Annotated in this window: 15 protein-coding genes; 9 read left to right on the forward strand and 6 right to left on the reverse strand. The window is 58.9% G+C overall.

The features are described 5' to 3' along the window. Positions 1-98: 98 nt before the first annotated feature. Entirely contained in the window at positions 99-1,838 is a 1,740-nt protein-coding gene (locus tag I6L47_RS20905; RefSeq protein WP_216949397.1) for a PglL family O-oligosaccharyltransferase, read from the forward strand. A 609-nt stretch (positions 1,839-2,447) separates the two neighbouring features. Then, positions 2,448-2,858, forward strand: a complete 411-nt coding sequence (locus I6L47_RS20910; protein ID WP_216948265.1) for an H-NS family nucleoid-associated regulatory protein — start codon at positions 2,448-2,450, stop codon at positions 2,856-2,858. 532 nt (positions 2,859-3,390) lie between these two features. Here I6L47_RS20910 and I6L47_RS20915 read toward each other — a convergent pair. The 6 genes from I6L47_RS20915 to nadK all read right to left on the reverse strand — a co-directional run bounded on the left by I6L47_RS20915 (position 3,391) and on the right by nadK (position 12,143). Continuing rightward, a complete protein-coding gene (locus I6L47_RS20915) occupies positions 3,391-4,755 on the reverse strand; it encodes an efflux transporter outer membrane subunit (protein WP_216948266.1) in 1,365 nt (454 codons plus the stop codon). Between the two features lie 2 nt (positions 4,756-4,757). Next, positions 4,758-6,731 (reverse strand): MacB family efflux pump subunit, encoded by a 1,974-nt coding sequence (locus I6L47_RS20920; RefSeq protein ID WP_216948267.1) that lies wholly within the window; start codon positions 6,729-6,731, stop codon positions 4,758-4,760. Beyond that, a complete protein-coding gene (gene macA, locus I6L47_RS20925; protein WP_047439138.1) occupies positions 6,728-7,891 on the reverse strand; it encodes a macrolide transporter subunit MacA in 1,164 nt (387 codons plus the stop codon). The genes I6L47_RS20920 and macA overlap by 4 nt, the downstream gene beginning before the upstream one ends. A 248-nt stretch (positions 7,892-8,139) precedes the next feature. Beyond that, positions 8,140-9,030, reverse strand: coding sequence for a manganese-dependent inorganic pyrophosphatase (locus I6L47_RS20930; RefSeq protein WP_216948268.1), 891 nt, complete (start codon positions 9,028-9,030; stop codon positions 8,140-8,142). A gap of 313 nt (positions 9,031-9,343) precedes the next feature. Next, complete coding sequence (gene recN, locus I6L47_RS20935; protein ID WP_216948269.1) at positions 9,344-11,008, reverse strand: DNA repair protein RecN; 1,665 nt, start codon at positions 11,006-11,008, stop codon at positions 9,344-9,346. A gap of 250 nt (positions 11,009-11,258) precedes the next feature. After that, entirely contained in the window at positions 11,259-12,143 is an 885-nt protein-coding gene (nadK, locus tag I6L47_RS20940) for an NAD(+) kinase (RefSeq protein WP_005338038.1), read from the reverse strand. Positions 12,144-12,434: 291 nt separating this feature from the next. On the opposite strand from nadK, the gene grpE reads away from it, so the two are divergent. From grpE to I6L47_RS20975, 7 genes are all read left to right on the forward strand, one after another. Next, the gene (gene grpE / locus I6L47_RS20945; protein WP_005338036.1) at positions 12,435-13,010 is read left to right on the forward strand and encodes a nucleotide exchange factor GrpE; all 576 of its coding nucleotides are present in this window, start codon (positions 12,435-12,437) and stop codon (positions 13,008-13,010) included. Positions 13,011-13,307: 297 nt separating this feature from the next. Beyond that, positions 13,308-15,236 carry a molecular chaperone DnaK gene (gene dnaK, locus I6L47_RS20950; protein ID WP_076492355.1) on the forward strand — a complete coding sequence of 643 codons (1,929 nt, stop codon included), beginning with the start codon at positions 13,308-13,310 and terminating at the stop codon, positions 15,234-15,236. Between the two features lie 101 nt (positions 15,237-15,337). Then, positions 15,338-16,480, forward strand: a complete 1,143-nt coding sequence (dnaJ, locus tag I6L47_RS20955) for a molecular chaperone DnaJ (RefSeq protein ID WP_005338032.1) — start codon at positions 15,338-15,340, stop codon at positions 16,478-16,480. A gap of 264 nt (positions 16,481-16,744) precedes the next feature. Continuing rightward, entirely contained in the window at positions 16,745-18,250 is a 1,506-nt protein-coding gene (locus I6L47_RS20960; RefSeq protein WP_216948270.1) for a carbohydrate porin, read from the forward strand. A gap of 115 nt (positions 18,251-18,365) precedes the next feature. Then, positions 18,366-19,322, forward strand: coding sequence for an aminoimidazole riboside kinase (locus I6L47_RS20965; RefSeq protein WP_216948271.1), 957 nt, complete (start codon positions 18,366-18,368; stop codon positions 19,320-19,322). A gap of 83 nt (positions 19,323-19,405) precedes the next feature. Then, entirely contained in the window at positions 19,406-20,770 is a 1,365-nt protein-coding gene (locus I6L47_RS20970) for a sucrose-specific PTS transporter subunit IIBC (protein WP_043818633.1), read from the forward strand. Beyond that, entirely contained in the window at positions 20,770-22,185 is a 1,416-nt protein-coding gene (locus I6L47_RS20975; RefSeq protein ID WP_160881273.1) for a sucrose-6-phosphate hydrolase, read from the forward strand. Before I6L47_RS20970 ends, I6L47_RS20975 begins: the two co-directional genes overlap by 1 nt. The last annotated feature ends 11 nt before the right edge of the window (positions 22,186-22,196 follow it).

Raw genomic sequence — 22,196 nt, forward strand, 5'->3', positions numbered from 1 at the left:
TTTTTCATCAAACAGGGCGAGCAGTTGTAAACTGCTCGCCCTTTTATTACCTACCCAAGATATATGGCAATCTGCAGAAATTATGCTAGGAATGCATGATGATTAAAAACATAAATGGTGTGTTTGGCGTACTCTCGATCGCTTATTGGTTGTTAGGTATGCACTTTTTTATGCACAATCCTGGTGGTGCGGGGCTGTATTTGCCCTTTAACGCATGGGGATGGGTATTTGCCTCGTTGGCTATTGGATTGGGATTGTGGCAGGTGACGTTACGTCAACGTCTGGCCTTTTCTCCATTACAAGCGGGTTTATGGATAGGATCTCTCTTGCTACTGCTCCCGATGTTCTATCCAGGTTTTGCACTCAAGGATTATGCTATTCCCCGATTGCTGGGACTTTTTGCTGGCCTACTGTTTTTGTTTGGACTCTATCAATGGCGTTTTGATAAGGCGCAGCGTGATCGCTTGCTCTATCTCATCCTGATTGCGATCGCGATGGAGGCAGTGCTGGGGCTGGTGCAGTTCTACCTGTTGACGCCAGGTAACTGGATTGGCTATGACACCAAGGCCAATCGCCCTTACGGGATCTTTCAACAGCCAAACGTGATGGCGACGTTTATGGCAACTGGACTTGCCCTTGCTATCTGGCTGGAATTACGCCGAGAGGGTGGTCGATTGCTGATGGCGTTGCGCTATGGCGTCATTCTATCTGCATCATTGTTACTGGTGGTTTTACAATCCCGAGTGGGGCAATTAGGTGGCCTGTTAGCCCTGTTCTTATTGATGCCTCAACTTTATCGACAACGCCTGCTATGGCGGATATTGGGTCTGGTTATCCTGGCTGTGGCCATTGGCCTGTTATCACAATATTGGCTGGCTGGAGCAAAACGCGGATTAGAGATCTATCAGTCCGGTGGTATGCGCTCTATTTACTGGCCTTACGCGGCAAAACTGATTGCACAGGCTCCCTGGAGTGGTTGGGGATACGGCAGTTTTGAATCTGTTTTTCTTCATCACTACATGGCTGATAAAGCACTGAATCCGTCCATGGTGCAGATTGAGTACAATCTCGACCACCCCCACAACGAGTTTCTCTATTGGGCTGTTGAGGGCGGTATTGCACCCATGGTCGGCATAGTGATCATGGGGGGCGCATTATTATGGCGTCTGGCGAGTGTGCGTTGGGTAAATGCCATGGGGCTGTTTGCCCTGGTTACGCCGATATTGCTTCATACCCAGACGGAATACCCGCTCTACCATGCGATCGTGTTGTGGTGGCTTTTGCTGACGCTGATTTATATCATCGATACCGAAATTGAAGAGACCAACCTGGCGAGTCAGGGGGGCTCATCATGGTGGGATATGGAGTGCCGCCCATGGCTGTTACTGCGATTTATGGCGATCGCTATCCCGCTGCTGCTCGTTCCCTTTATGCTCACAGCAATTCACACCGCATGGGTAGTCACCAAATATGAACGGGGTGGGTATAAAGAGCCGACTTTGCTACTTGATATCGTCAATCCCATGGCTTGGTTGACCCGAGTCGAGTTTGATGTGAACTCGGTTCGTCTGATGGTGGGTTTGCAGACAAATAACAAGACCGAACTGGGAGCTTATCTGGAGTGGGGGCAGGCATTCGTACGCCATACACCCCGTGCCAACATATACGCTAATATGGTGATCGCACTTAATGCATTGGGTCGTACGGAGGAAGCCAATGCGATGCGGGCAGAAGCACTTAAGCTCTATCCAACCGAGCCCCTTTTAACTGGGTCTGCTTCACATGCAGTGATTACCGGTGTTGATCAATCAGGCAAGAATATAACCAAAAATAAATAGTGCTATTTGGCTACATAGAAAGCCAGCCCGTTAAAAACGGCTGGCTTTTTTATTGTTTACCTTCTGGACTGCCAGTATCCGAACAGTCTGTTTTCGGACGCACACGTCTGTCAAACGGGCTATGAAAAGCATATTTGAAATGTCATTCGCTGCTCTCAACCAATTGATTAATATGCAATTTTATTGGTGGTGCCGAATGAGCTGATAGTCAATTGGGAATATCCCCCTCATCATCAGGTTAAGGGACCGGTTCTAGACGCGTTCATTGCTAAACAGATAGGCATAGTCTTGTCACATGATGTTGAACGTATGGTAGAAATGTTCGCTCAGGCTTATAAAGCAGGTTACCGAGTTAGTTTTGTTGGATGCTGAACTGGAAATTAATGAGTCTTGAAATACCGATGTTTCTTGAACACAAGATGGTAATCACCTCTCTACCCAGAAGATCTGCATTCCAGCCAGTTTGTTATTGATAGTGGCAAGCATTCGATCTTGATGGTGAAATTTAAGAAAAAAAGAACGTTAATATAGAAAAACTGTATGTTCTCGCGAATTGTCCATGCTATTCTGAAACGGTATCCCTGTAACCGACTTTTTTGTGAGGAAATAATGAACGAGTTTCTGAAAGTTCTGCTGAACATTCGCAGTTTGCGTGCGGCTATTCGTGAGCTGCCGTTTGAGCAACTGCTGGAAGCTAAAGAGAAGTTTGACCTGGTTTACCAAGAGCGTGCCGATTCTGTTGAACAGGAGCGTGCTGAACAGGAAGAGCGTCAGCGCAAGCTGAATGAATTCACCGAAATGCTGCAGCAGGCTGGTATTGATCCTCGCGAGCTGCTGGCGAGTGCCTCTGCTCCGGCTGCTGCGACTGGCGCAGCCAAGAGCAAGCGTGCTCCGCGTCCGGCTAAATACAAGTACGAAGAAGATGGCCAGGAAAAAACCTGGACCGGTCAAGGCCGTATGCCGAAAGCCATTGCTGCTCAAGTAGCACTGGGTAAAGACCTGAACGATTTCCTGATCTAATTCGTCAGGTTCAGAGATTGAATAATGCCGCCTTTGAGCGGCATTATTTTTGCCGTTTTACTCGTGGTTATCCAATCTGCCCCTTCGCCCCATTGTTATCTGCATCCTCGCTTGTATCCTTTTTACCGTCGTTTCACTTCACTGTTACTTTGCTCAATATCACTCATTGTTTGCGATTAATTTTGTCGTGCAGGATTAACTGCGTGATATCGCTATTTGTATGCGTCGTGCAGATATGCGCTTCGGATATGTCTCTCACGATTCACGGGAAGCCGCTCGGCAAGAGCCCCGAGCTCTCTGCTGATGGAATATCCGGTAACCGTTATCTCCGATCAGGGTGCGTGAGGTAGAGAGAGCCGCAAGGTATGGCCGGGATATTCAGGGTCGCCGATGCATGTAATTGGATGTGCTGCCGTAACTGCCCCTGATGATGAGCAATGGCGTTCGTCTGCCGTGTGGGCGAGGGAGTTCGGTGCGGTCGATGGTGATGGCATTCCCCACTCTACAGGCAGAGTGGGGAATAGCCGAGGCGTTATCGGGGGGCCACGCTATCGCTGCCACCCAGGGCGCGATAGATTTTGGCAGTGGTGGTGAGCTGCTCTTTTTGCTGGGCCAGCAGGCTCTGCTGGGCATCCCACAGCCGGTTCTGCTCATCAAGCCAGGCTTGTACACCGGTTGCTCCCGCCTGGAAGCGAGCCTTGGCCAGTCGTTCGGCCTCCTGGGCATAACTCAGTTGTTCCTGCAGATAATCGAGTCGCTGCTGGCCATAGTGGCGTGCGGCCAGATTGTCTTCCACCTCCACCAGTGCGGTGTAGAGCTGTTTGCGAAACTCGGTTTCAGCAATCTGGTAATCCAGCTCTGAGCTTTCGATGGCGAGCTGGGTGCGGTTGTATTCAAGGAAGGGGAGGGCAAGGCTGGCTCCCAGCGTGCCGACCGGATTTTGCAGCACCTGCGCCAATCTATCGGATGCGGTGCTGGCACTGCCGGTCAGGGTCAGGCTGGGGTAGAAGCTGGTGCGGATCTCATCCCCTTTAGCCAGCGTCTTGCGCAGCCGCAATTCGGCCGCTTTGACATCGGGGCGGCGGGCCAGCACATCGGCCGGAATACCCACCGCAAGTTCAGGAATGGTCTGCTTTGCAAGGGAAGCAGGTGCATACTCCAGCGGCCCGCTGCTGCGGCCCAGCAACAGACGCAGGGCATTGCGAGCCTGCTCCTGCTGCGCCTTGAGGGAGGCCAGCTCAGCCTGTTTGCCTGCCAGTTGTTGGCGTGCTTGCGCCAGATCGAGCCGGGTGATGGCGCCAGCCCGGTATTTGGTCTGGGTCAGTTGCTCGGTTCGGGTCAGGTTGGCCAGCTGCTGTTCTCCGAGTGCGATGGCAGAGCCGAGATAGCCGAGCTGCCAATACTGCTCCAGAGTATTGCCGATCAGCAGCAGTCGGGTGCTGGCGAGATCCTGCTCGCTTGCTGCCGCTTCCCAGCTTGCCTGATCTCGCACCGAGGCAAGCTTGCCCCACAAATCTACTTCGTAACTGAGGCTCAGCGAGGGACCCAGACTGTTGGTGCCTTTGCCGGTTTTCAGATCCTTGTTGCCACTGGCTGCGAGAGTGCCATTGACCGAGGGGGTGAGGTTGGTATCGGCCTGCTCGGCGCCCAGTCTGGCGCTTTTGAGCTTGAGGGCCGCCACATGCATGTCCGGGTTGGCGGTCAGTACCGCCTCGACCAGTTTGTCGAGTTGGGGATCATGAAATTCCTGCCACCATTGGCCTGCCTGCGCAGCCAGTTGGGCGCCCTCTGCTTGTTGCCATGTGGGGGCGATCGCCAGTTCGGGTCTTTGATAGGTGCTGTGCTGACTGCAGCCGCTGAGGGCCATGCAGAGAGCCAGCCAGGAGAGTTTGTGCATTGTTATTCCCTCGCCAGTGCGACAACAGGGTCGAGCCGCGCCGCATTGCGTGCCGGCAGGTAACCAAACAGGATCCCGATGAGTGACGAGCAGCCAAAGGCCATCAGGATGGAGAAGAGCGAGAACTGCATCTTGATGGAGTCCACCAGCAGTGAAAAGAGCGCACCAATGCCTAGCGAGAGGCCGACGCCGAAGATCCCCCCCAGCAGGCTCACCATCACAGCCTCAATCAGGAATTGCTGCAGAATATCCGACTGGCGGGCACCCACGGCCATGCGAATACCGATCTCGCGGGTGCGTTCGACCACCGACACCAGCATGATGTTCATCACGCCCACCCCGCCGACGATCAGCGAGATCACAGCGATGGCCGAGACCATCAGGGTCATGGTGGCGGTGGTTTTCTCCACCGATTTGATGATGCTGTCGCTGCTGAAGGTGAAGAAATCCTTCACCCCGTGGCGCTTGGTGATCAGCTCGATCACCGCCTGCTCGGCCAGTGCCGGTTGTACCCCGTCTTTGACCCGGATGGTGATCTGGCTGAAGTGGTGCTGCGAGATGAGACGACTCATCACCGCGCTGTAGGGCAGCCAGATATTGACCGACTGGCTGGTGGGGCCGAAGCCGGTCTCCTGCGAAACCACACCGACAATCCGCACCGGCAAGGTGCCGACCAGTACCACCTTGCCGACCGGCTCCTCCTTGCCAAGCAGGCTGGTGATGCTCTTCTTGTCCACCACGGCAACAGCGGCACGCTGCTGGATATCATGCCACTCCAGTAAGCGACCACTGACCAGCGTCATCCCCTTCACCTTGAAATAGTCGTTACCAACCCCGGTCACGTTACCGCTGTTGGTCTTGTTGCGATAGCGCAACTGGCCGGAGCTGCCGATCTCGGGGCTGGCGCCCGCAAGATAGGGTTGCCCCAACAGGGCATCGAGATCCCCCTTGTTGAGGGTCTGGATGCTGGCCATCTTCTCATCGCCCCATCCTTTACCCGGGAAGATTTCGATGGTGTTGGTGCCCATCGCATTGATCTGGTCGATCACCTTAGCGCGCGCCCCCTGACCAAGAGCGACCACGCTCACCACTGCGGCGATACCGATGATGATGCCGAGCATGGTGAGGAAGGTGCGCATCCGGTGGGCGAGCATGGCATGGATCGCCATCCGTCCCGCTTCCCGATAACGATCCCAGTCGTGACCCATGGCGCCTTTAGTGGGAGCTATTTTTTGAGCGGCTACAGCGGTGGCTGGGGCCAACACGGCCGTTTGGCTGGGGCCGCTATCTTGTTCAATCCGACCATCTTTGAGAGTGATGATACGGTCGGCATGGCTGGCCACGTTCATATCGTGGGTGACCAGAATGATGGTGTGGCCCTGAGCGTGCAGCTCCTTGAGGATCGCCATCACCTCCTTGCCGCTCTGGCTATCCAGTGCGCCGGTCGGTTCATCGGCGAGGATCACTTCGCCGCCATTGGCCAGCGCCCGGGCGATACTGACCCGCTGCTGCTGACCGCCGGAGAGCTGGCCCGGGGTATGGTGACTGCGATCGGCCAGCCCCAGTCTACTCAGCAGCTGACGCGCGCGCGCCTGGCGATCCGGGCGGCTGGTACCGGCATAGACAGCTGGGATCTCCACGTTGGCGGCGGCATCGAGATGGGGCAGCAGGTGGTAGCGCTGAAAGATAAAGCCGAAGTGGTGGCAGCGCAGCCGGGCCAGCGCCAACGCATCCATGGTGGCGGTGTCCTGACCGCGAAACAGATACTGGCCGCTGCTCGGGCTATCGAGACAACCCAGCAGGTTCATCAGGGTCGACTTACCGGAGCCGGACGCGCCGACAATGGCGATCATCTCTCCTGCCGTGATAGTGAGATCAAGAGGGTGGAGCACGGTGACTTCGCTGTCGCCGCTCTGGTAGCGTCGCTCGACCCCTTTCAGCTGGATCAACGGCAGCTGGTTCAGGGGCTCACTCATAGCATCACCGCCATCTCATCATTGTCGGCGGGGGCTCCGTGATTGAGCTGCACCTCCTCCTTCTCACTCAGCCCGCTGATCACCTCAATGCGGATCTCGTCCTTCATACCGGTCTTGATATGACGGGTTTCGGTTGTCTCATCGTCCTTGATCACGGTGACTTCATACTCGTTGTCACCCAGCGACTTGCCGAGGGCGGTTTGCGGCACAGTGAGCACCTGCTTGCGCTCGCCGAGCACTATGGTCACCTGGGTGGTCATTGCCACTCGCAGGGTATGATCGGGATTGGGCACATCGAACAGGGCGTAGTAGTAAACGGCCGCATTGTTGGTGGTGGTGCCTGTGGTGGCCTGATCATTGATGTTGGTAGGCGCTAACTCCACGGCGCGAAGCGTACCCTGATAGCGGGTATCCGGATCGCCAATGAGGGTGAAGTAGACTGGCATGCCGGCTTTGACCTTGGTGACATCGGCTTCGGAGATCTGCGCCTTGACCGTCATAGTCTCGAGGTTGGCCAGCTTGAGCACGGTCGGCACCGTCTGGCTGGCAGCCAGGGTCTGGCCCTGACGGGTCACAATGCTGATGACGGTGCCATCCATCGGCGCCAGGATCTTGGTGTAGCCCAACTCGGTCTTGGCCCGATCAACCTTGATCAGGGCGTTGTCGATATTGGCCTGGCTGTTTTGCAGTTCGGCGCGGGTGACCGCCAGCAGTGCCTCGGCACTCTCCAGATCGGCCCGTGAGCTCGCCTCCTGCTTGAACATCTGCTGCTGGCGCCGCCAGGCGAGCTCGTTCTGTTTGAGTTGTGCCTGCTTGATCTTGAGCTGGGCGCGGTTGCTGGCAAGTTCCGCCTCGGCCGTCTTGAGGTTGTTCTGGGCAATCAGGGGATCGATCTCGGCCAGCAGGTCTCCCTGCTTGACCTGATCACCGGCCTCGACGGCCAGCTTAGTAACCTGACCGGAGACCTGGGCCCCCACATCCACCTGCTCTACGGCCTGCAGCACACCACTGGCCAGCACGGTCTGGGCAATATCCTCGCGGGTCACCTGAGCGGTCAGCATCGCCTTGGGTGGTTGACTGGGCCAGAGCAGCCAGCCGAGGAGCACCACGGCGATCAGCATGGTGATGGCCAGTGTTCTCTGCTTGGGGGTTATGTTCATCGATCACCTGAATGGAAACGGAAAAGGTTGTGCGCGGCGATTATCCTGCAGCAAAGCCCTGATAAATAACAGCCGCAAATATGTAAGCAAAGTTATGGCGTTAACTGTCAATAAGCCGAGAAAGGAGTAAGCGAGAGGCCGCAGTCGTGAGCAACATGATCAGCAAGAGGGGGGAGTACGGCTGGCGGTGGCGATGAAAAAGCCCTGCGCAGAGGCAGGGCTTTGGAATAGGTGATGGCGAGGGAAGATCAGGCCTTGGCCAGCAGATCCATCACCCAGGGCAGCCCCTGCTTCTTGCGGCTGACAAAGCCCGGGTGGTAGCTGGACTCTGCCGGTACTTTGGCGTGCTCGGTAAAGTAGATACGGCTGGCAGCCGCAGTCAGGTCAGTCACCATCAACACGAAGAAGTCGAGCCCTTCGCTCGCCACGCGCTGGGCCATCTCCTGCTGCAGGGCTGGCAGGTGCTCGGCCAGCTGCTGTTCGCTGCCCACTTCGATCTGGCTCATGATGAAGCTGCAACCTTCCGCCTGGAACGCTTTCTCATCCTGCTGCAGCAGTTGAGCCGGAGTCAGGCCGCTCAGGTCGGTTTTCGCCATCAGCAACTGTTGGCCGAATTCGGCCAGCGATACTTCTGCCAGCGGTGCCAGACGCTCACAAGCGATCTTGTCCTGCTCGGTGGTGGTCGGTGAGGTGAGACAGAGGGTGTCGCTCATGATGGCACCCAGCATCAGGCGAGCCTGGCTGCGGGTCACGGTATCTTGCTGGCTCAGCAGATCGAAGGCGATGGTGCAGGTACAGCCGACGGCCCGGATCCAGGCATCCAGCGGGGACTGAGTGACCAGAGTGCCGAGACGGTGGTGATCCACCAGACCTAATACATTGGCTTGTGCCAGTGTGGCAGGGCCCTGTTCCAGATCACTGAAATCCACCAGCCAGACATCTTCACCGGTCAGATCTTTGGTCAGCAACTCGGGTTCGCTGACGCCAGCCTGCTCCAGAATAAAACGGGTTTCAGTGCGCAGGTCACCCAGACGCCATGGGGTGGCCTGACGGCCCTGGCCATTGAGCCAGTCGGTGATAACCAGCGCACTGCAGATACTGTCGCTATCAGGATTCTTGTGACCAAAAACGTGGATCATAGACAAAGCCTCACAATTGGATACCCATAAAGGGGGGCAACACTATGCGAAATCCGCCACATGAAGGCAACCGGATCCACGCCCATGTTGCTGCCAGCTTCGCCTAACTCGCCATTTTATTGATCTGGGTCGGTAATCCTGACGCGAGTTCGGTTCTCACAGTTGGCTGTTGGCTGTTGGCTGTTGGCTGTTGGCTGTTGGCTGTTGGCTATTGCGGACTGCGCAGGCAATGGCGCCCGCTTGTGCCTGCGCAGTCAGCATATTTGGTCAGCGCTATCAGTCGCCATCCTGCAAATCGGCGTTTTGGCCTGATTCAACGGCGCAGCAGCTCGCGAGCATTGGCCAATGTGTTGTCGGTGATCTGGTCGCCACCGAGCAGCCGTGCCAGCTCGTTGAGACGGGCTGTCTCATCAAGGGCACTCATTTGGGTTTCGGTGGTTTTGCCATCGGTATGCTTGCTCACCACCATATGCTGGTGGCCGTTGCCCGCCACCTGCGGCAAGTGAGTGACCACCATCACCTGAGTGGACTCCCCGAGCTGGCGCAGCAGGCGACCAACCACGGCGGCAGTCGGGCCGCTGATCCCCACATCCACCTCATCGAAAATCAGGGTCGGGGTGGAGACCTTGCGAGCGCTGATCACCACGATGGCGAGGCTGATACGCGACAGTTCGCCACCCGATGCAACCTTGCCAAGCGGCTGGATCGGTTGGCCCGGATTGGTGGTGACCATGAACTCCACCCGATCTATACCTAGCGGAGAGAGGCTGCTCTGGGCATCGGGTCGTACCTCGATGGCAAAACGGCCATCGGGCATCGCCAGTTCGTGCATGCTGCTGGTTACCTTGGCGCCCAGCTCCTCGGCATAACGCTGACGGCTCTGACTCAGGGCTTCGGCGGCCTGGACAAAAGCCTGACGGGCCTCGGCCAGCTCATCTTCCATCCCCTCTAACCGCTCTTCATCGGAGTTGAGGCGAGCAAGATCAGAGGCCAGCTCCTGATGGTACTGAGCCAGATCTGCCGGTTTGACGTGGTGCTTGCGGGCCAGATTGATCGCCTTGGAGAGGCGAGCTTCCAGCTCGTTGAACCGCTCGGGATCCAGCTCCAGCCGATCGAGGTAGCTGCGAAGTTCGCTGTGGCTCTCCTGCACCCCGATCAGCGCTTCATTCAGCATCTCCAGTACCGGGTTGAGGCGGCTGTCCATGCTGACCAGTCCCTCGGCCCGATCGACGGCCGATTGCAGCAGCCCTGCGATAGTGGTCTCTTCGTTGTCATAGAGCAGGTCGAGGCAAGCCCCGCACTCCTGCATCAGCTCTGTGCCGTTGGCCAGACGCTGGTGCTCCTCCTCTATCTCTTCAAACTCCCCCGGCTGCAGGGCAAATTCGTCCAGCTCCTGCACCTGATACTCGATCAGTTGGCGACGGGCCTCCCGCTGTTGCTGCTCGGCCTTGAGCCGGTTCAGCTCGTTTTGCAGTTGGCGCCACTGCTGATAGTGCTGGCGTACCTCGTCGAGCAGCAGATGGTGACCGGCATAACCGTCGAGCAGGGCGAGCTGGTAGTCGGGTTTGAGCAGCATCTGGTGGGCATGCTGACCATGCACGTTGACCAGCAGCTGGCCCAGATTCTTGAGCTGGGTGAGGGGGACAGGCACGCCGTTGATATAGCTGCGTGAGCGCCCCTCGGCGGAGATGACTCGCCGCACGATACATTCACCTTCGTTTTCCAGCTCGTTGGTAGCGAGCCAGGCGCGAGCGGCCGGGTTGTTGTCCAGCAGGAAGCGGGCGCTGACCTCGCTTTTATCGCTATCGGGTCGCACCATGCCCGCTTCGGCCCGTTCTCCGAGACAGAGACCGAGAGCATCGATGGCGATGGATTTACCGGCGCCGGTCTCACCTGTGATGCAGGTCATGCCCGGTTGCAGATCGAGTTCGAGAAACTTGACGATGGCGAAGTTGTTGACGGTCAGCTGGGTCAGCATGGTCTCATCCTGTATAGGTCAACATTACTGTGTATGTATCCAGTATATACTGGTCTTATATACAGTAAAGAGGGCGCCGCCATTTTTAACACAGGAAAGTCGCACCAGTGCGCCATGGCTATGAGAATGCGGTACTGACTATTGGGACGCGGTACGGATATGAGAGTGCAGGGGACGTTGCCACGACAGAAAAGAGAAGGGCGCCAATTCAGGCGCCCGTTGTGTCAATGCCGTTGTCGGTCAGCGCCGATTAAAACAGCTTGCTGCCCCAGCCGAGCTTGTTGCGCAGCACGTGGAAGTAGCTGTAGTCGAGGGGATGCACCAGATGAAGCTGGTGGTGGCTCTTCTTGATGAGGATCTCGTCCCCCGGGTGGACAGCCAGGGTCACCTGACCGTCACAGCTCACCTGCATGGCATCGTCCTGATTATCCGGCGAGACCAGCAGCCGCACTTCGCTGTCGGCATCGAGTACGATGGGGCGACTGCTGAGGGTATGCGGGAACATCGGCACCAGCGTGATGGCGTTGAGCTTGGGGGTGAGGATGGCGCCACCTGCCGACAGGGAGTAGGCGGTGGAGCCGGTCGGAGTGGCCACAATGATGCCGTCCGAGCGCTGGCTATACATAAAGCTGCCATCGATATAGACCTCGAACTCGATCATATGAGCGATCTTGCCCGGGTGCAGTACTGCTTCATTCACCGCCAGATTGCTCGACTTGCGCTCGCCGTGGCGATAGACCGAAGCCTCCAGCAGGAAGCGGTGTTCGCTCTTGTAGTGACCGGAGAGCACCTGCTCCAGCGGCAGCAGATAATCCTGCGGCGAGAGATCGGTCAGAAAGCCGAGGTTGCCCCGGTTCACCCCGATCACCGCCACATCGAAGCGCGACAGCACTCGCGCCGCCCCCAGCATGTTGCCGTCACCGCCGACCACGATGGCGAGATCGGCCTGCTGGCCCAGCTGCACCAGATCCATCACGTTTTCATCGAGGATGCTCAGGGTCTGGGCGACCCGGCTCTCCACCAGAACCCGAAAGCCGCGGGCGGTCAGGTATTGATGCAGGCCGGTCAGCGTCTGGTTGGCCCCCTCATGGTGGGGTTTGCCAATCAGGGCGATGGTTTTGAACGGAGAATCCATAGTCAGTCAGATCTGGGATGGGTATTGCGGGCCAGTATACAGTGCTTTGCTCCGCTTGTGACGCTCTCCCGTGTGACGGGGGTGGCTATCCCCTTGAGGCTACTGGTTAAACGGTGAGCGGTAACCCGGATAAACCGACGGTTGCGGCCATTCAGCAACCCAGATTGCCCTTTACCCCTTGAAAGCCGGGGATGCATCCCCATAATAGCGCCAACATAGTCGGTCTGTTGTCGTCCGGTCGCTCAACCAGACGTCAGGGCCCTCATAAGTAACCCCGGAATTGGAGATGTCATGAACCACGAAGAGCAAAAGGTTGAAGCGATGGAGCAAGTGGAAGCCCAGCCAGTCGAGCCGACCGATGTAGACAGTGAAGTGACAGCCGAGCAGGCCCGTATTGCCGAACTGGAAGCGCAGCTGGAAACCGCCATCCAAAAAGCAGCGGAAGAGCGTGAACGCGCCCTGCGTACCGCCGCCGAGATGGAGAACCTGCGTCGTCGTACCGAGCTGGATGTGGAGAAGGCGCACAAATTCGCTCTGGAGAAGTTCGCCAATGAACTGCTGCCGGTGCTGGACAACCTTGAGCGAGCCATCGAACTGGCCGACAAGGAGAACGAAGCCCTCAAGCCGATGATCGAAGGTGTCGAGCTGACCCTGAAATCCATGCAGAGCGGCGTGGCCAAGTTTGGTCTGGTGGCGCTCGACCCGATCAACCAGCCGTTTGACCCCAACGCCCATCAGGCGATGAGCATGGTACCGAGTGCCGATGTGGCCCCGAACACCGTCATTGCAGTGATGCAGAAGGGCTATGACCTCAACGGTCGGGTGATCCGTCCGGCCATGGTGATGATCGCCAAAGCGGTCGACTGATTGGCTGTGGGTGCCCGAGCCCGCCCCGTGGCGGGCTTTTTGTTTCGCAGTGCAGCACCTGTTCATCTTGCCCGGTTTACGGCTCAACGTGACCGCGCAACCATGACAAAGGGTGTGGTTTTTTAGGGTTGGGGCTTGAAGCTGCGTCTGGCGACCCCATATAGGTAGCAAGGCCGCGGCGGCACAAAAAATTTGATGCCGGGAGCTTGAAAGCCAGATTGGCAGCCCCCACCTAGCCGTTAACGCATTAAGGCGAGTTCCTCGCCAGTTTATTCAAAGTATTTGGAGATTCGTCAAATGGGTAAAATCATCGGTATTGACCTGGGTACTACCAACTCCTGCGTCGCTATTCTGGATGGCGACACTGCTCGCGTGATCGAGAACGCAGAAGGCGATCGTACTACTCCGTCCATCATTGCCTATGCCGATGATGGCGAGATCCTGGTTGGTCAGCCGGCCAAGCGTCAGGCCATCACCAACCCGAAAAACACCCTGTTCGCCATCAAGCGTCTGATCGGGCGTCGTTTTGAAGATGAAGAAGTGCAGCGTGACCTGAAAATCATGCCGTACGCCATCGCCAAAGCTGACAACGGCGACGCCTGGGTTGAAGTGAAGGGCAAGAAAATGGCACCGCCGCAGATCTCTGCCGAAGTGCTTAAAAAGATGAAGAAGACCGCCGAAGACTATCTGGGCGAGCCGGTAACCGAAGCCGTTATCACTGTTCCGGCCTACTTCAACGACGCCCAGCGTCAGGCTACCAAGGATGCCGGTCGCATCGCCGGTCTGGATGTAAAGCGCATCATCAACGAACCGACTGCTGCTGCATTCGCTTACGGCGTGAACAAGGTCAAGGGCGAGCGCAAGGTTGCCGTATATGACCTGGGTGGCGGTACTTTCGATATCTCCATCATCGAGATCGACGAAGTTGAAGGCGAAACCACCTTCGAAGTACTGGCGACCAACGGTAACACCCACCTGGGTGGTGAAGACTTCGACAACCGCGTCATCAACTATCTGGTAGACGAGTTCAAGCGTGAGCAGGGCATCGACCTGCGTAACGACCAGCTGGCTCTGCAGCGTCTGAAAGATGCCGCTGAGAAAGCCAAGATCGAGCTATCTTCTGCCCAGCAGACCGACGTCAACCTGCCGTACATCACTGCAGATGCCACCGGTCCGAAGCACATGAACATCAAGGTGACCCGCGCCAAGCTGGAATCCCTGGTGGAAGACATGGTGAAGGACTCTCTGGAGCCGGTTCGTGTCGCCCTGAAAGACTCCGGTCTGGCAGTTGGCGAGATCGACGACGTGATCCTGGTTGGTGGTCAGACCCGTATGCCGCTGGTTCAGAAGACCGTTGCCGAGTTCTTTGGCAAAGAGCCGCGTAAAGACGTCAACCCGGACGAAGCCGTGGCCATGGGTGCTGCCATCCAGGGCGCCGTACTGTCCGGTGACAAGACCGACGTGCTGCTGCTGGACGTTACCCCGCTCTCCCTGGGTATCGAAACCATGGGTAGCGTGATGACTGCGCTGATCGAGAAGAACACCACTATCCCGACCAAGAAGTCCCAGGTGTTCTCCACTGCCGAAGACAACCAGTCTGCCGTGACCATTCACGTGCTGCAGGGTGAGCGCAAGCGCGCCAGCGACAACAAGTCTCTGGGCCAGTTCAACCTGGAAGGCATCCGTCCGGCACCGCGCGGTCTGCCGCAGATCGAAGTGACCTTCGACATCGATGCCAACGGTATCCTGCACGTCTCTGCGAAAGACAAAGAGACCAACAAAGAGCAGAAGATCACCATCCAGGCCTCCTCTGGTCTGTCTGATGACGAGATCGAGCGCATGGTACGCGAAGCCGAAGCCAACGCGGCCGAGGACAAGAAGTTTGAAGAGCTGGTACAGGCTCGCAACCAGGCTGATGGTCTGGTCCACTCCGTACGCAAGCAGATCACCGAAGCCGGTGAAGCCCTGCCTGCCGACGACAAGACCAAGATCGAAACCGCTCTGAGCGAGCTGGAAGCGGCCATCAAGGGTGACGACAAGGCTGCTATCGAAGCCAAACAGCAGGCTCTGCTGGAAGCGTCCCAGAAGCTGATGGAAATTGCCCAGCAGCAGGCTCAGGCCCAGGGTGCAGCCGGTGCTGATGCCGGTCAGTCCTCCTCTTCTGCCAAGGCTGACGACGACGTAGTCGACGCCGAGTTCGAAGAAGTGAAAGACGACAAGAAGTAAGCCCTACCCAGATGGGCGGAGTCCGCTTCGCCCATCGGCTTGGTCAATGAATTCACGGGCGTTGGGTAACCAACGCCCGTCTGCGTAACCACAGGATGAGTATGTCGAAGCGCGATTTCTACGAAGTACTGGGTGTGGCGAAAGATGCTGACGATCGCGAGATCAAGAAGGCGTACAAGCGCCTGGCCATGAAGTATCACCCTGATCGTAACCAGGGTGATGCCGCATCCGAAGAGAAGTTCAAAGAGGTCAAGGAAGCCTACGAGGTCCTGACCGATGCCAACCTGCGTGCCCGTTACGACCAGTACGGCCATGCCGGTGTCGACCCGAGCCAGGGTGGCGGTGGCCACGGTGGCTTTGGCGGCGGTGCCGACTTCGCCGACATGTTTGGTGACGTATTCGGTGACATCTTCGGCGGTGGCCGTGGTGGTGCCCGTCGTGGCCCGGCCCGTGGCTCCGACCTGCGTTACACCATGGAGCTGACGCTGGAAGAGGCGGTACGCGGGGTCTCCAAGGAGATCAAGGTGCCGACTCTGGTTCACTGCGAAGTCTGTAACGGCTCCGGTGCCCACACCGGCAGCAGTGCCCAGACCTGCCCGACCTGCCACGGCTCCGGCCAGGTGCAGATGCGTCAGGGCTTCTTCGCGGTGCAGCAGGCATGTCCGCACTGTCACGGTCGCGGCAAGATCATCAAGGATCCGTGCCGCAAGTGCCACGGTGAAGGTCGCTACCAGCGCACCAAGACCCTGTCGGTAAAAATTCCGGCGGGCGTCGATACCGGCGATCGCATCCGTCTCTCCGGCGAAGGGGAAGCGGGGGAAGCAGGGGCACCGGCAGGGGATCTCTACGTACAGGTGCACGTCAAAGAGCACGAGATCTTCGTGCGTGACGGCAACAACCTCTACTGCGAAGTGCCCATCAGCTTCACCGCAGCTGCCCTGGGTGGCGAGATTGAAGTGCCGACCCTGGATGGCCGCGTCAAGCTCAAGGTCACTCCGGAGACCCAGACCGGCAAGATGTTCCGCATGCGCGGCAAGGGCGTGAAGTCCGTGCGCTCCGGCCAGGTAGGGGATCTGATGTGCAAGGTGGTGATCGAGACGCCGGTCAACCTCACCGAGCAGCAGAAAGAGCTGCTGCGCCAGCTGGACGAATCCTTCAGCGGCGCCGCAGCCAAGACCCACAAGCCGAAATCGGAAGGCTTCTTCGAAGGGGTGAAACGCTTCTTCGACGATCTGACCAGCTGATTTCAGCCACCCGAATAAACAGAGCCGGCCTTGTGCCGGCTCTTTTTTTGCCCGCCGTTTAGCCAGGATCCGCCCTATTGAGTGGATCCTGATGAGGGATCCTCCTCACAACTCCCGCCAATTCATGCTGTACAAATGTTATCCCGCTCACACTGTTGCTGAAACGGTTTAGTTGCTGTATTGAGTTGGCTAAAGCGGTTTAGCTATGCTCAGTCTGTCGATAACAACAGCGCCCGTCCGGGCCACAGATGACAGGTGAGGAAGATGATGATGTTCAAGAGCAAGTTGGCGCTGGCGGTAGCGCTGGGATTGGGGATGAGCAGCCCGCTGTGGGCGGCGCAGGCGAGTGTTGCAGGTGAGAGTGTCGAGGCCAGACTGGCGGCGCTGGAGGCGCGGGTACAGGCGGCTGAAGCGAGAGCCGAGGCAGCAGAGAGCCGTGCCAGTCAGGCGGAAATGAAGGCGAGTGCGGCCAGCGAGCAGGCGCAGGTGGCCAACAACCGCAGCCAGAAGGTGGATGAGAAGACCGCCGGTGCCCAGGGCTTCGAGTTTCACGGCTATGCCCGCTCGGGCCTGTTGGTCAACAGCATTGGCAACGGTGGGCGCGGCGGCCCCTACATCACGCCAGCCGGTTCGGTGGGTGGGGCCGTCGGTCGCCTTGGCAACGAGGATGACACCTACATGGAGGCCAACCTGCTGAAAACCCAGACCTTTGAGGATGGCAGCTGGGCCCGCTACAAGCTGATGCTGGCGGACGGGGTAGAGACCAGCAACGACTGGACCGCCAGCGATTCGAGCCTCAATACCCGTCAGGTGTTTGCCGAGATCGGCAATCTGGCGAGCTTCGACGGCCCCTTCAAGAATGCGGTGCTCTGGGCGGGCAAGCGCTTTGACCGCGACAACTTTGACATCCACTGGCTCGATTCCGATGTGGTGTTCCTGGCCGGTACCGGCGGCGGCGTCTACGACGTGCAGCTGGCCGACAGCTGGAAGGCCAACTTCTCTCTCTATGGCCGGGATTACGGCGACATCAGCGCCAGCGGTCTCTCCGATATCGAGAGCTACATCCTCACCATGAACAACCGCGTCGGTAACTGGCAGTGGATGGTGAACGGTCTCTCGGCCAAGGACAATGACGCCCGCATCAATGACAAGGGGGCGGGCAGCGAGGCGGCGGACAAGGGGGCACACACCCTGCTGGCCTACCATGGCGAGAGCTTCTTTGGCATCAACCCCGGTTTTGCCAAGGCAGCGGTGCTGTACGGTCATGGGTTGGGGGCCGAGGTCAAGGGGCTGGGCTCTGACAGCGAGCTGTTGCCGGACGCCGATGCGGTGCGGGTCGCCGTGTTTGGCGCCACCGATCTCAACTCGCGCTGGCGTTTTGCCCCGGCCCTGCTGGCCGAGCAGAGTCAGGATCGCTACGTGAAAGGAGACGAGTACCGCTGGCTTACCTTCAATACCCGGGTGGCGCAGGTGCTGAGCCAGAACGTCGAGTTGGTCTACGAGGCGGCCTGGCAATACATGGATCTCGATCCCAAGGGCTACAAGGGACGCCAGGCGGTGAACGGCAACTTCACCAAGCTCACCTTCGCTCCCACCTTCAAGGCGCAGACCGCCGGTTTCTTTGAACGTCCCGAGCTGCGGGTGTTCGCCAGTTGGATGGACTGGTCCTCCGAGCTCGACAACTACGCCAGCGACGATGCCATGGGCCAGAGCAACTTCACCGCCGGTGGCGAGTGGAACTTTGGCGTGCAGATGGAAACCTGGTTCTAGTTCGTTATCCCGATCACAAAAATGGCAACCGGTGCCGAGATCTGTTGGTTGGCTAAAACGGTTTAGCTGATAATGCCTGCCAACAGAACAGAGTTCGGCTTTGACCGTGGATCCGATGCAGCAGTGGAGTAGCAAGGTGACGAATCGTGTGTGGGTAATGGGGGATGCGGTGGTGGACTTGATCCCGGAAGGGGCGTTGCACTACCTCAAGTGTCCGGGTGGCGCACCTGCAAATGTGGCGGTTGGGGTGGCACGGCTGGGTGGTGATGCGGCCTTTATCGGCCGGGTCGGCGCCGATCCGTTCGGCCGCTTTATGGCCGACACCCTGAGCGGGGAGGGGGTGGATATCGGTGCGCTACGGCTCGATCCTGACCATCGCACCTCTACCGTGCTGGTGGCACTGGATGATGAGGGGGAGCGCAGCTTCACCTTTATGGTGCGCCCCAGTGCCGACCAGTTCCTCACCCCAAATGAGTTGCCCCGCTTCGATGCCGGTCAGTGGTTGCTCACCTGCTCCATCGCGCTCGCCAACGAGCCGGTATGCACCAGCTGCCTGCAGGCCATGGCGGACATCAAGGCGGCAGGCGGGCGGGTCTGCTTCGACCCCAACCTGCGCCCCGAGGTGTGGGGCAACCCCGCCGAGATGCTGCCGCTGGTGCGTCAGGCCATTGCGCAGGCGGATGTGGTCAAGCTCTCCATTGAGGAGCTGCAACTGCTGAGCGGCGAGGATGAACTGGTCGCCGGGCTCGCCACTCTCTCTGGCCCGGCGCTGGTGCTGGTGACCCGGGGCGCGGCCGGTGTGGTGGCTCGCCTTGATGGCGAGTTGCTGGAGTGGGTGGGGCAGAAAGTGACGCCCATCGACACCACGGGGGCGGGGGATGCCTTCGTCGCCGGTCTGCTGGCGGCGCTGGCCGGGCGCTCGTCGCTGCCGACGCTGGCCGAGTTGCCCGCCATTCTGGCTCAGGCTCACGGCTGCGGGGCGCTCGCCACCACCGCCAAGGGGGCCATGACGGCGCTGCCGACCCGCTCCGAACTGAATGCCTTTTTGCGATCAGGCGCAAGCGGCTGTTGAGCTGAGGCTAGAAGCCCGGCTCGACAGCCCCTACTCTCATGTGACAAGGGCCCGCCAGCGTGGCGGGTCATAAGAGGAAGAATATGAATATCAGTGCGATAGCCAAGGATCTGGTGCCCCTGCTCGGGGGCAAGGAGAACATCGTCAGCGCTGCCCACTGTGCCACCCGGCTGCGGCTGGTGCTGGCCGATGACAGCAAGGTGAACAAGGCCGCCATCGACAAGCTGGAGGGGGTCAAGGGGTGCTTTAGCAACGCGGGCCAAATTCAGGTGATCTTCGGCACCGGTCTGGTCAACAAGGTCTATGCAGAGTTTGTGGCGCTGACCGGTACCGGCACCGCCAGCAAGGCGGAGCTGACCGACATGGCGGCGGCCAAGCTCAACGTGGCCCAGCGGCTGGCGCGAACCCTCTCCAACATCTTCGTGCCGATCATTCCGGCCATCGTCGCCTCAGGTCTGCTGATGGGGCTGCTCGGCATGGTGCGCACCTACGGCTGGGCCAATGCCGACAGCGCTCTGTTTGTGATGCTCGACATGTTCAGCTCGGCGGCATTTATCATATTGCCCATTCTGATCGGCTTTACGGCAGCACGTGAGTTTGGCGGTAATCCGTACCTCGGGGCGACCCTTGGCGGCATCCTCACCCACCCAGCGCTAACCAACGCCTGGGGCGTGGCCGGTGGTTTCAAGACCATGGACTTTTTCGGGCTCGATGTCGCGATGATCGGCTATCAGGGCACCGTCTTCCCGGTGCTCTTGGCGGTCTGGTTTATGTCCCATCTGGAGAAACAGCTGCGCAAGCGCATTCCGGATGCGCTGGATCTGATCCTCACGCCGTTCCTCACCGTCATCATCACCGGTTTCGTGGCTCTGCTCTTTATCGGCCCGGCGGGTCGGGTATTGGGGGATGGTATCTCGTTCGGTCTGAGCGCCCTCTATGAGCAGGCTGGCTGGTTGGCGGGGCTGGTGTTTGGCGGCACTTACTCGCTTATCGTCATCACCGGCATCCACCACAGCTTCCACGCCATCGAGGCGGGGTTGCTGGCCAATCCGCAAATTGGCGTCAACTTCCTGCTGCCCATCTGGGCCATGGCCAACGTGGCACAGGGCGGGGCTTGCCTCGCGGTCTACTTCAAGACCCGCGATGTGAAGATCAAGGCCATTACCGTGCCGGCGGCCATGTCCTGCCTGCTGGGCATCACGGAAGCGGCTATCTTTGGTGTCAACCTGCGCTATATCAAACCCTTCCTCGCCGGTCTGTTTGGCGGGGCCTGCGGCGGCGCCTACGTGGTGGCGGCCAAGGTGGGGATGACGGCGGTGGGGCTGACCGGTATTCCCGGCATGGCCATCGTCCAGCCCATGAGCCTTATTCATTACATCATTGGGCTGGTGATCGCCTTTGGCGCCGCCTTCGCCGCATCCTACCTGCTCAAGTACAAGGTGGAGTGATGAAGGAAAGCGATCTTCTCAACCAGATTGTCCGGTCGTTGCTGGCCGGACAGCTCAAGGCGGCGGCCGATCCCCATCGGCCCCGCTGGCATCTGGCAGCCCCGGTGGGGCTGCTTAACGATCCCAACGGCTTTATCGAGCACGACGGGCGCTACCACCTCTTCTACCAGTGGAACCCGCTTGGCTGCGAGCACCGCAACAAGGGCTGGGGCCATGTCACCTCCACCGATCTGTTGCACTGGCAGCACGAACCGGTGGCGCTGTTGCCCACCGAAGCCTATGAGAGCCACGGCTGCTATTCGGGCTCGGCGGTGAGCGACGAGCAGGGGCGTTTGACCCTCATTTACACCGGCAATGTCAAATACCCGGATGGCGGCCGCACCGCTTATCAGTGTCTGGCCCGCGCCGACGGTGAGGGAGGCTTCGAGAAGCTGGGGCCTGTGCTGGATCTGCCCGAAGGCTACAGCGGCCATGTGCGCGACCCCAAGGTGTGGCACGACGGCCAGCAGTGGCTGATGGTGCTGGGAGCCCGCACCCTGGATGACAAGGGGGAAGTGCTGCTCTATCGCGGCGACACTCTGCAAAGCTGGCAGCGGGTGGGCCCCATCGCCGGTAGCGGGCGAGGGGGGCTGGGTGAGTTTGGCTATATGTGGGAGTGTCCGGATCTCTTCCCGCTAGGGGAGCGCCATGTGCTGATCAGCTGCCCTCAGGGGATTGCACCGGCAGGCGAGGATTATCGCAACCTCTACCAGTGCGGCTGGCTGGCGGGCTGTTTCGATGGCGAGCGCTTCGAGCACGGGGCTTTCCACGAGCTGGACCGGGGCTTCGAGTTCTATGCACCGCAAACTACCCGAGACAGTCAGGGGCGCCGCCTCCTGTTAGGTTGGCTGGGGCTGCCGGAGGAGAACGAGATGAGCCAACCTACGGTCGCTCACGGCTGGCTCCACCAGATGAGCTGCCCGCGGGAGCTGTTCTGGCAGGATGAGTGGCTCTGCCAGCGGCCGGTGGCGGAGCTTGCGGCGCTCAAGGGAGAACTGACCAGCTTCGAGGGGACGCTTGGCGAATTTCCGGGGCTGGCCATCGACTCGGCCTGGCTCGATCTGGACCTGTGTGGTGAGGGGAGCCTCTGGTTCGGTGCCGTGGCCGAGCTGGTGTGGCAGCCGGGGCGCCTCACCTTGCGGCGCCAGAACTGGCAGAGCGGAGCGTGGGAGACCCGCAGCAGCCCATGGGCTGGCGGGTGGATCACCGTCCTGTGCGATCGCTCCAGTCTGGAGTGTTTCATCGATGAGGGGCGACACAGCCTGTCTGCGCGCTACTTCCCCGGGGACAAGCCGCAACTTTCATCAGGTAACGGCGATGATGGCTGCAAAATTTGCCTCAATCACTGGCCGCTGTCGGCATGCCTAGTACAATAGCCCGGTTCTAG

It is taken from the genome of Aeromonas sp. FDAARGOS 1417 (assembly GCF_019046985.1).
Taxonomy (GTDB): Bacteria; Pseudomonadota; Gammaproteobacteria; order Enterobacterales; family Aeromonadaceae; genus Aeromonas; species Aeromonas veronii.

Bases quoted from the DNA above. Each gene is read 5' to 3' on its own strand.
- nadK (WP_005338038.1), bottom strand. From the start codon at position 12,143: ATGGATTCTCCGTTCAAAACCATCGCCCTGATTGGCAAACCCCACCAT.
- I6L47_RS20910 (WP_216948265.1), top strand. From the start codon at position 2,448: ATGAACGAGTTTCTGAAAGTTCTGCTGAACATTCGCAGTTTGCGTGCG.
- I6L47_RS20970 (WP_043818633.1), top strand. From the start codon at position 19,406: ATGAATATCAGTGCGATAGCCAAGGATCTGGTGCCCCTGCTCGGGGGC.
- dnaJ (WP_005338032.1), top strand. From the start codon at position 15,338: ATGTCGAAGCGCGATTTCTACGAAGTACTGGGTGTGGCGAAAGATGCT.
- dnaK (WP_076492355.1), top strand. From the start codon at position 13,308: ATGGGTAAAATCATCGGTATTGACCTGGGTACTACCAACTCCTGCGTC.
- I6L47_RS20965 (WP_216948271.1), top strand. From the start codon at position 18,366: ATGCAGCAGTGGAGTAGCAAGGTGACGAATCGTGTGTGGGTAATGGGG.
- I6L47_RS20975 (WP_160881273.1), top strand. From the start codon at position 20,770: ATGAAGGAAAGCGATCTTCTCAACCAGATTGTCCGGTCGTTGCTGGCC.
- macA (WP_047439138.1), bottom strand. From the start codon at position 7,891: ATGAACATAACCCCCAAGCAGAGAACACTGGCCATCACCATGCTGATC.
- I6L47_RS20960 (WP_216948270.1), top strand. From the start codon at position 16,745: ATGATGATGTTCAAGAGCAAGTTGGCGCTGGCGGTAGCGCTGGGATTG.
- I6L47_RS20915 (WP_216948266.1), bottom strand. From the start codon at position 4,755: ATGCACAAACTCTCCTGGCTGGCTCTCTGCATGGCCCTCAGCGGCTGC.
- grpE (WP_005338036.1), top strand. From the start codon at position 12,435: ATGAACCACGAAGAGCAAAAGGTTGAAGCGATGGAGCAAGTGGAAGCC.
- I6L47_RS20905 (WP_216949397.1), top strand. From the start codon at position 99: ATGATTAAAAACATAAATGGTGTGTTTGGCGTACTCTCGATCGCTTAT.
- I6L47_RS20930 (WP_216948268.1), bottom strand. From the start codon at position 9,030: ATGATCCACGTTTTTGGTCACAAGAATCCTGATAGCGACAGTATCTGC.
- recN (WP_216948269.1), bottom strand. From the start codon at position 11,008: ATGCTGACCCAGCTGACCGTCAACAACTTCGCCATCGTCAAGTTTCTC.
- I6L47_RS20920 (WP_216948267.1), bottom strand. From the start codon at position 6,731: ATGAGTGAGCCCCTGAACCAGCTGCCGTTGATCCAGCTGAAAGGGGTC.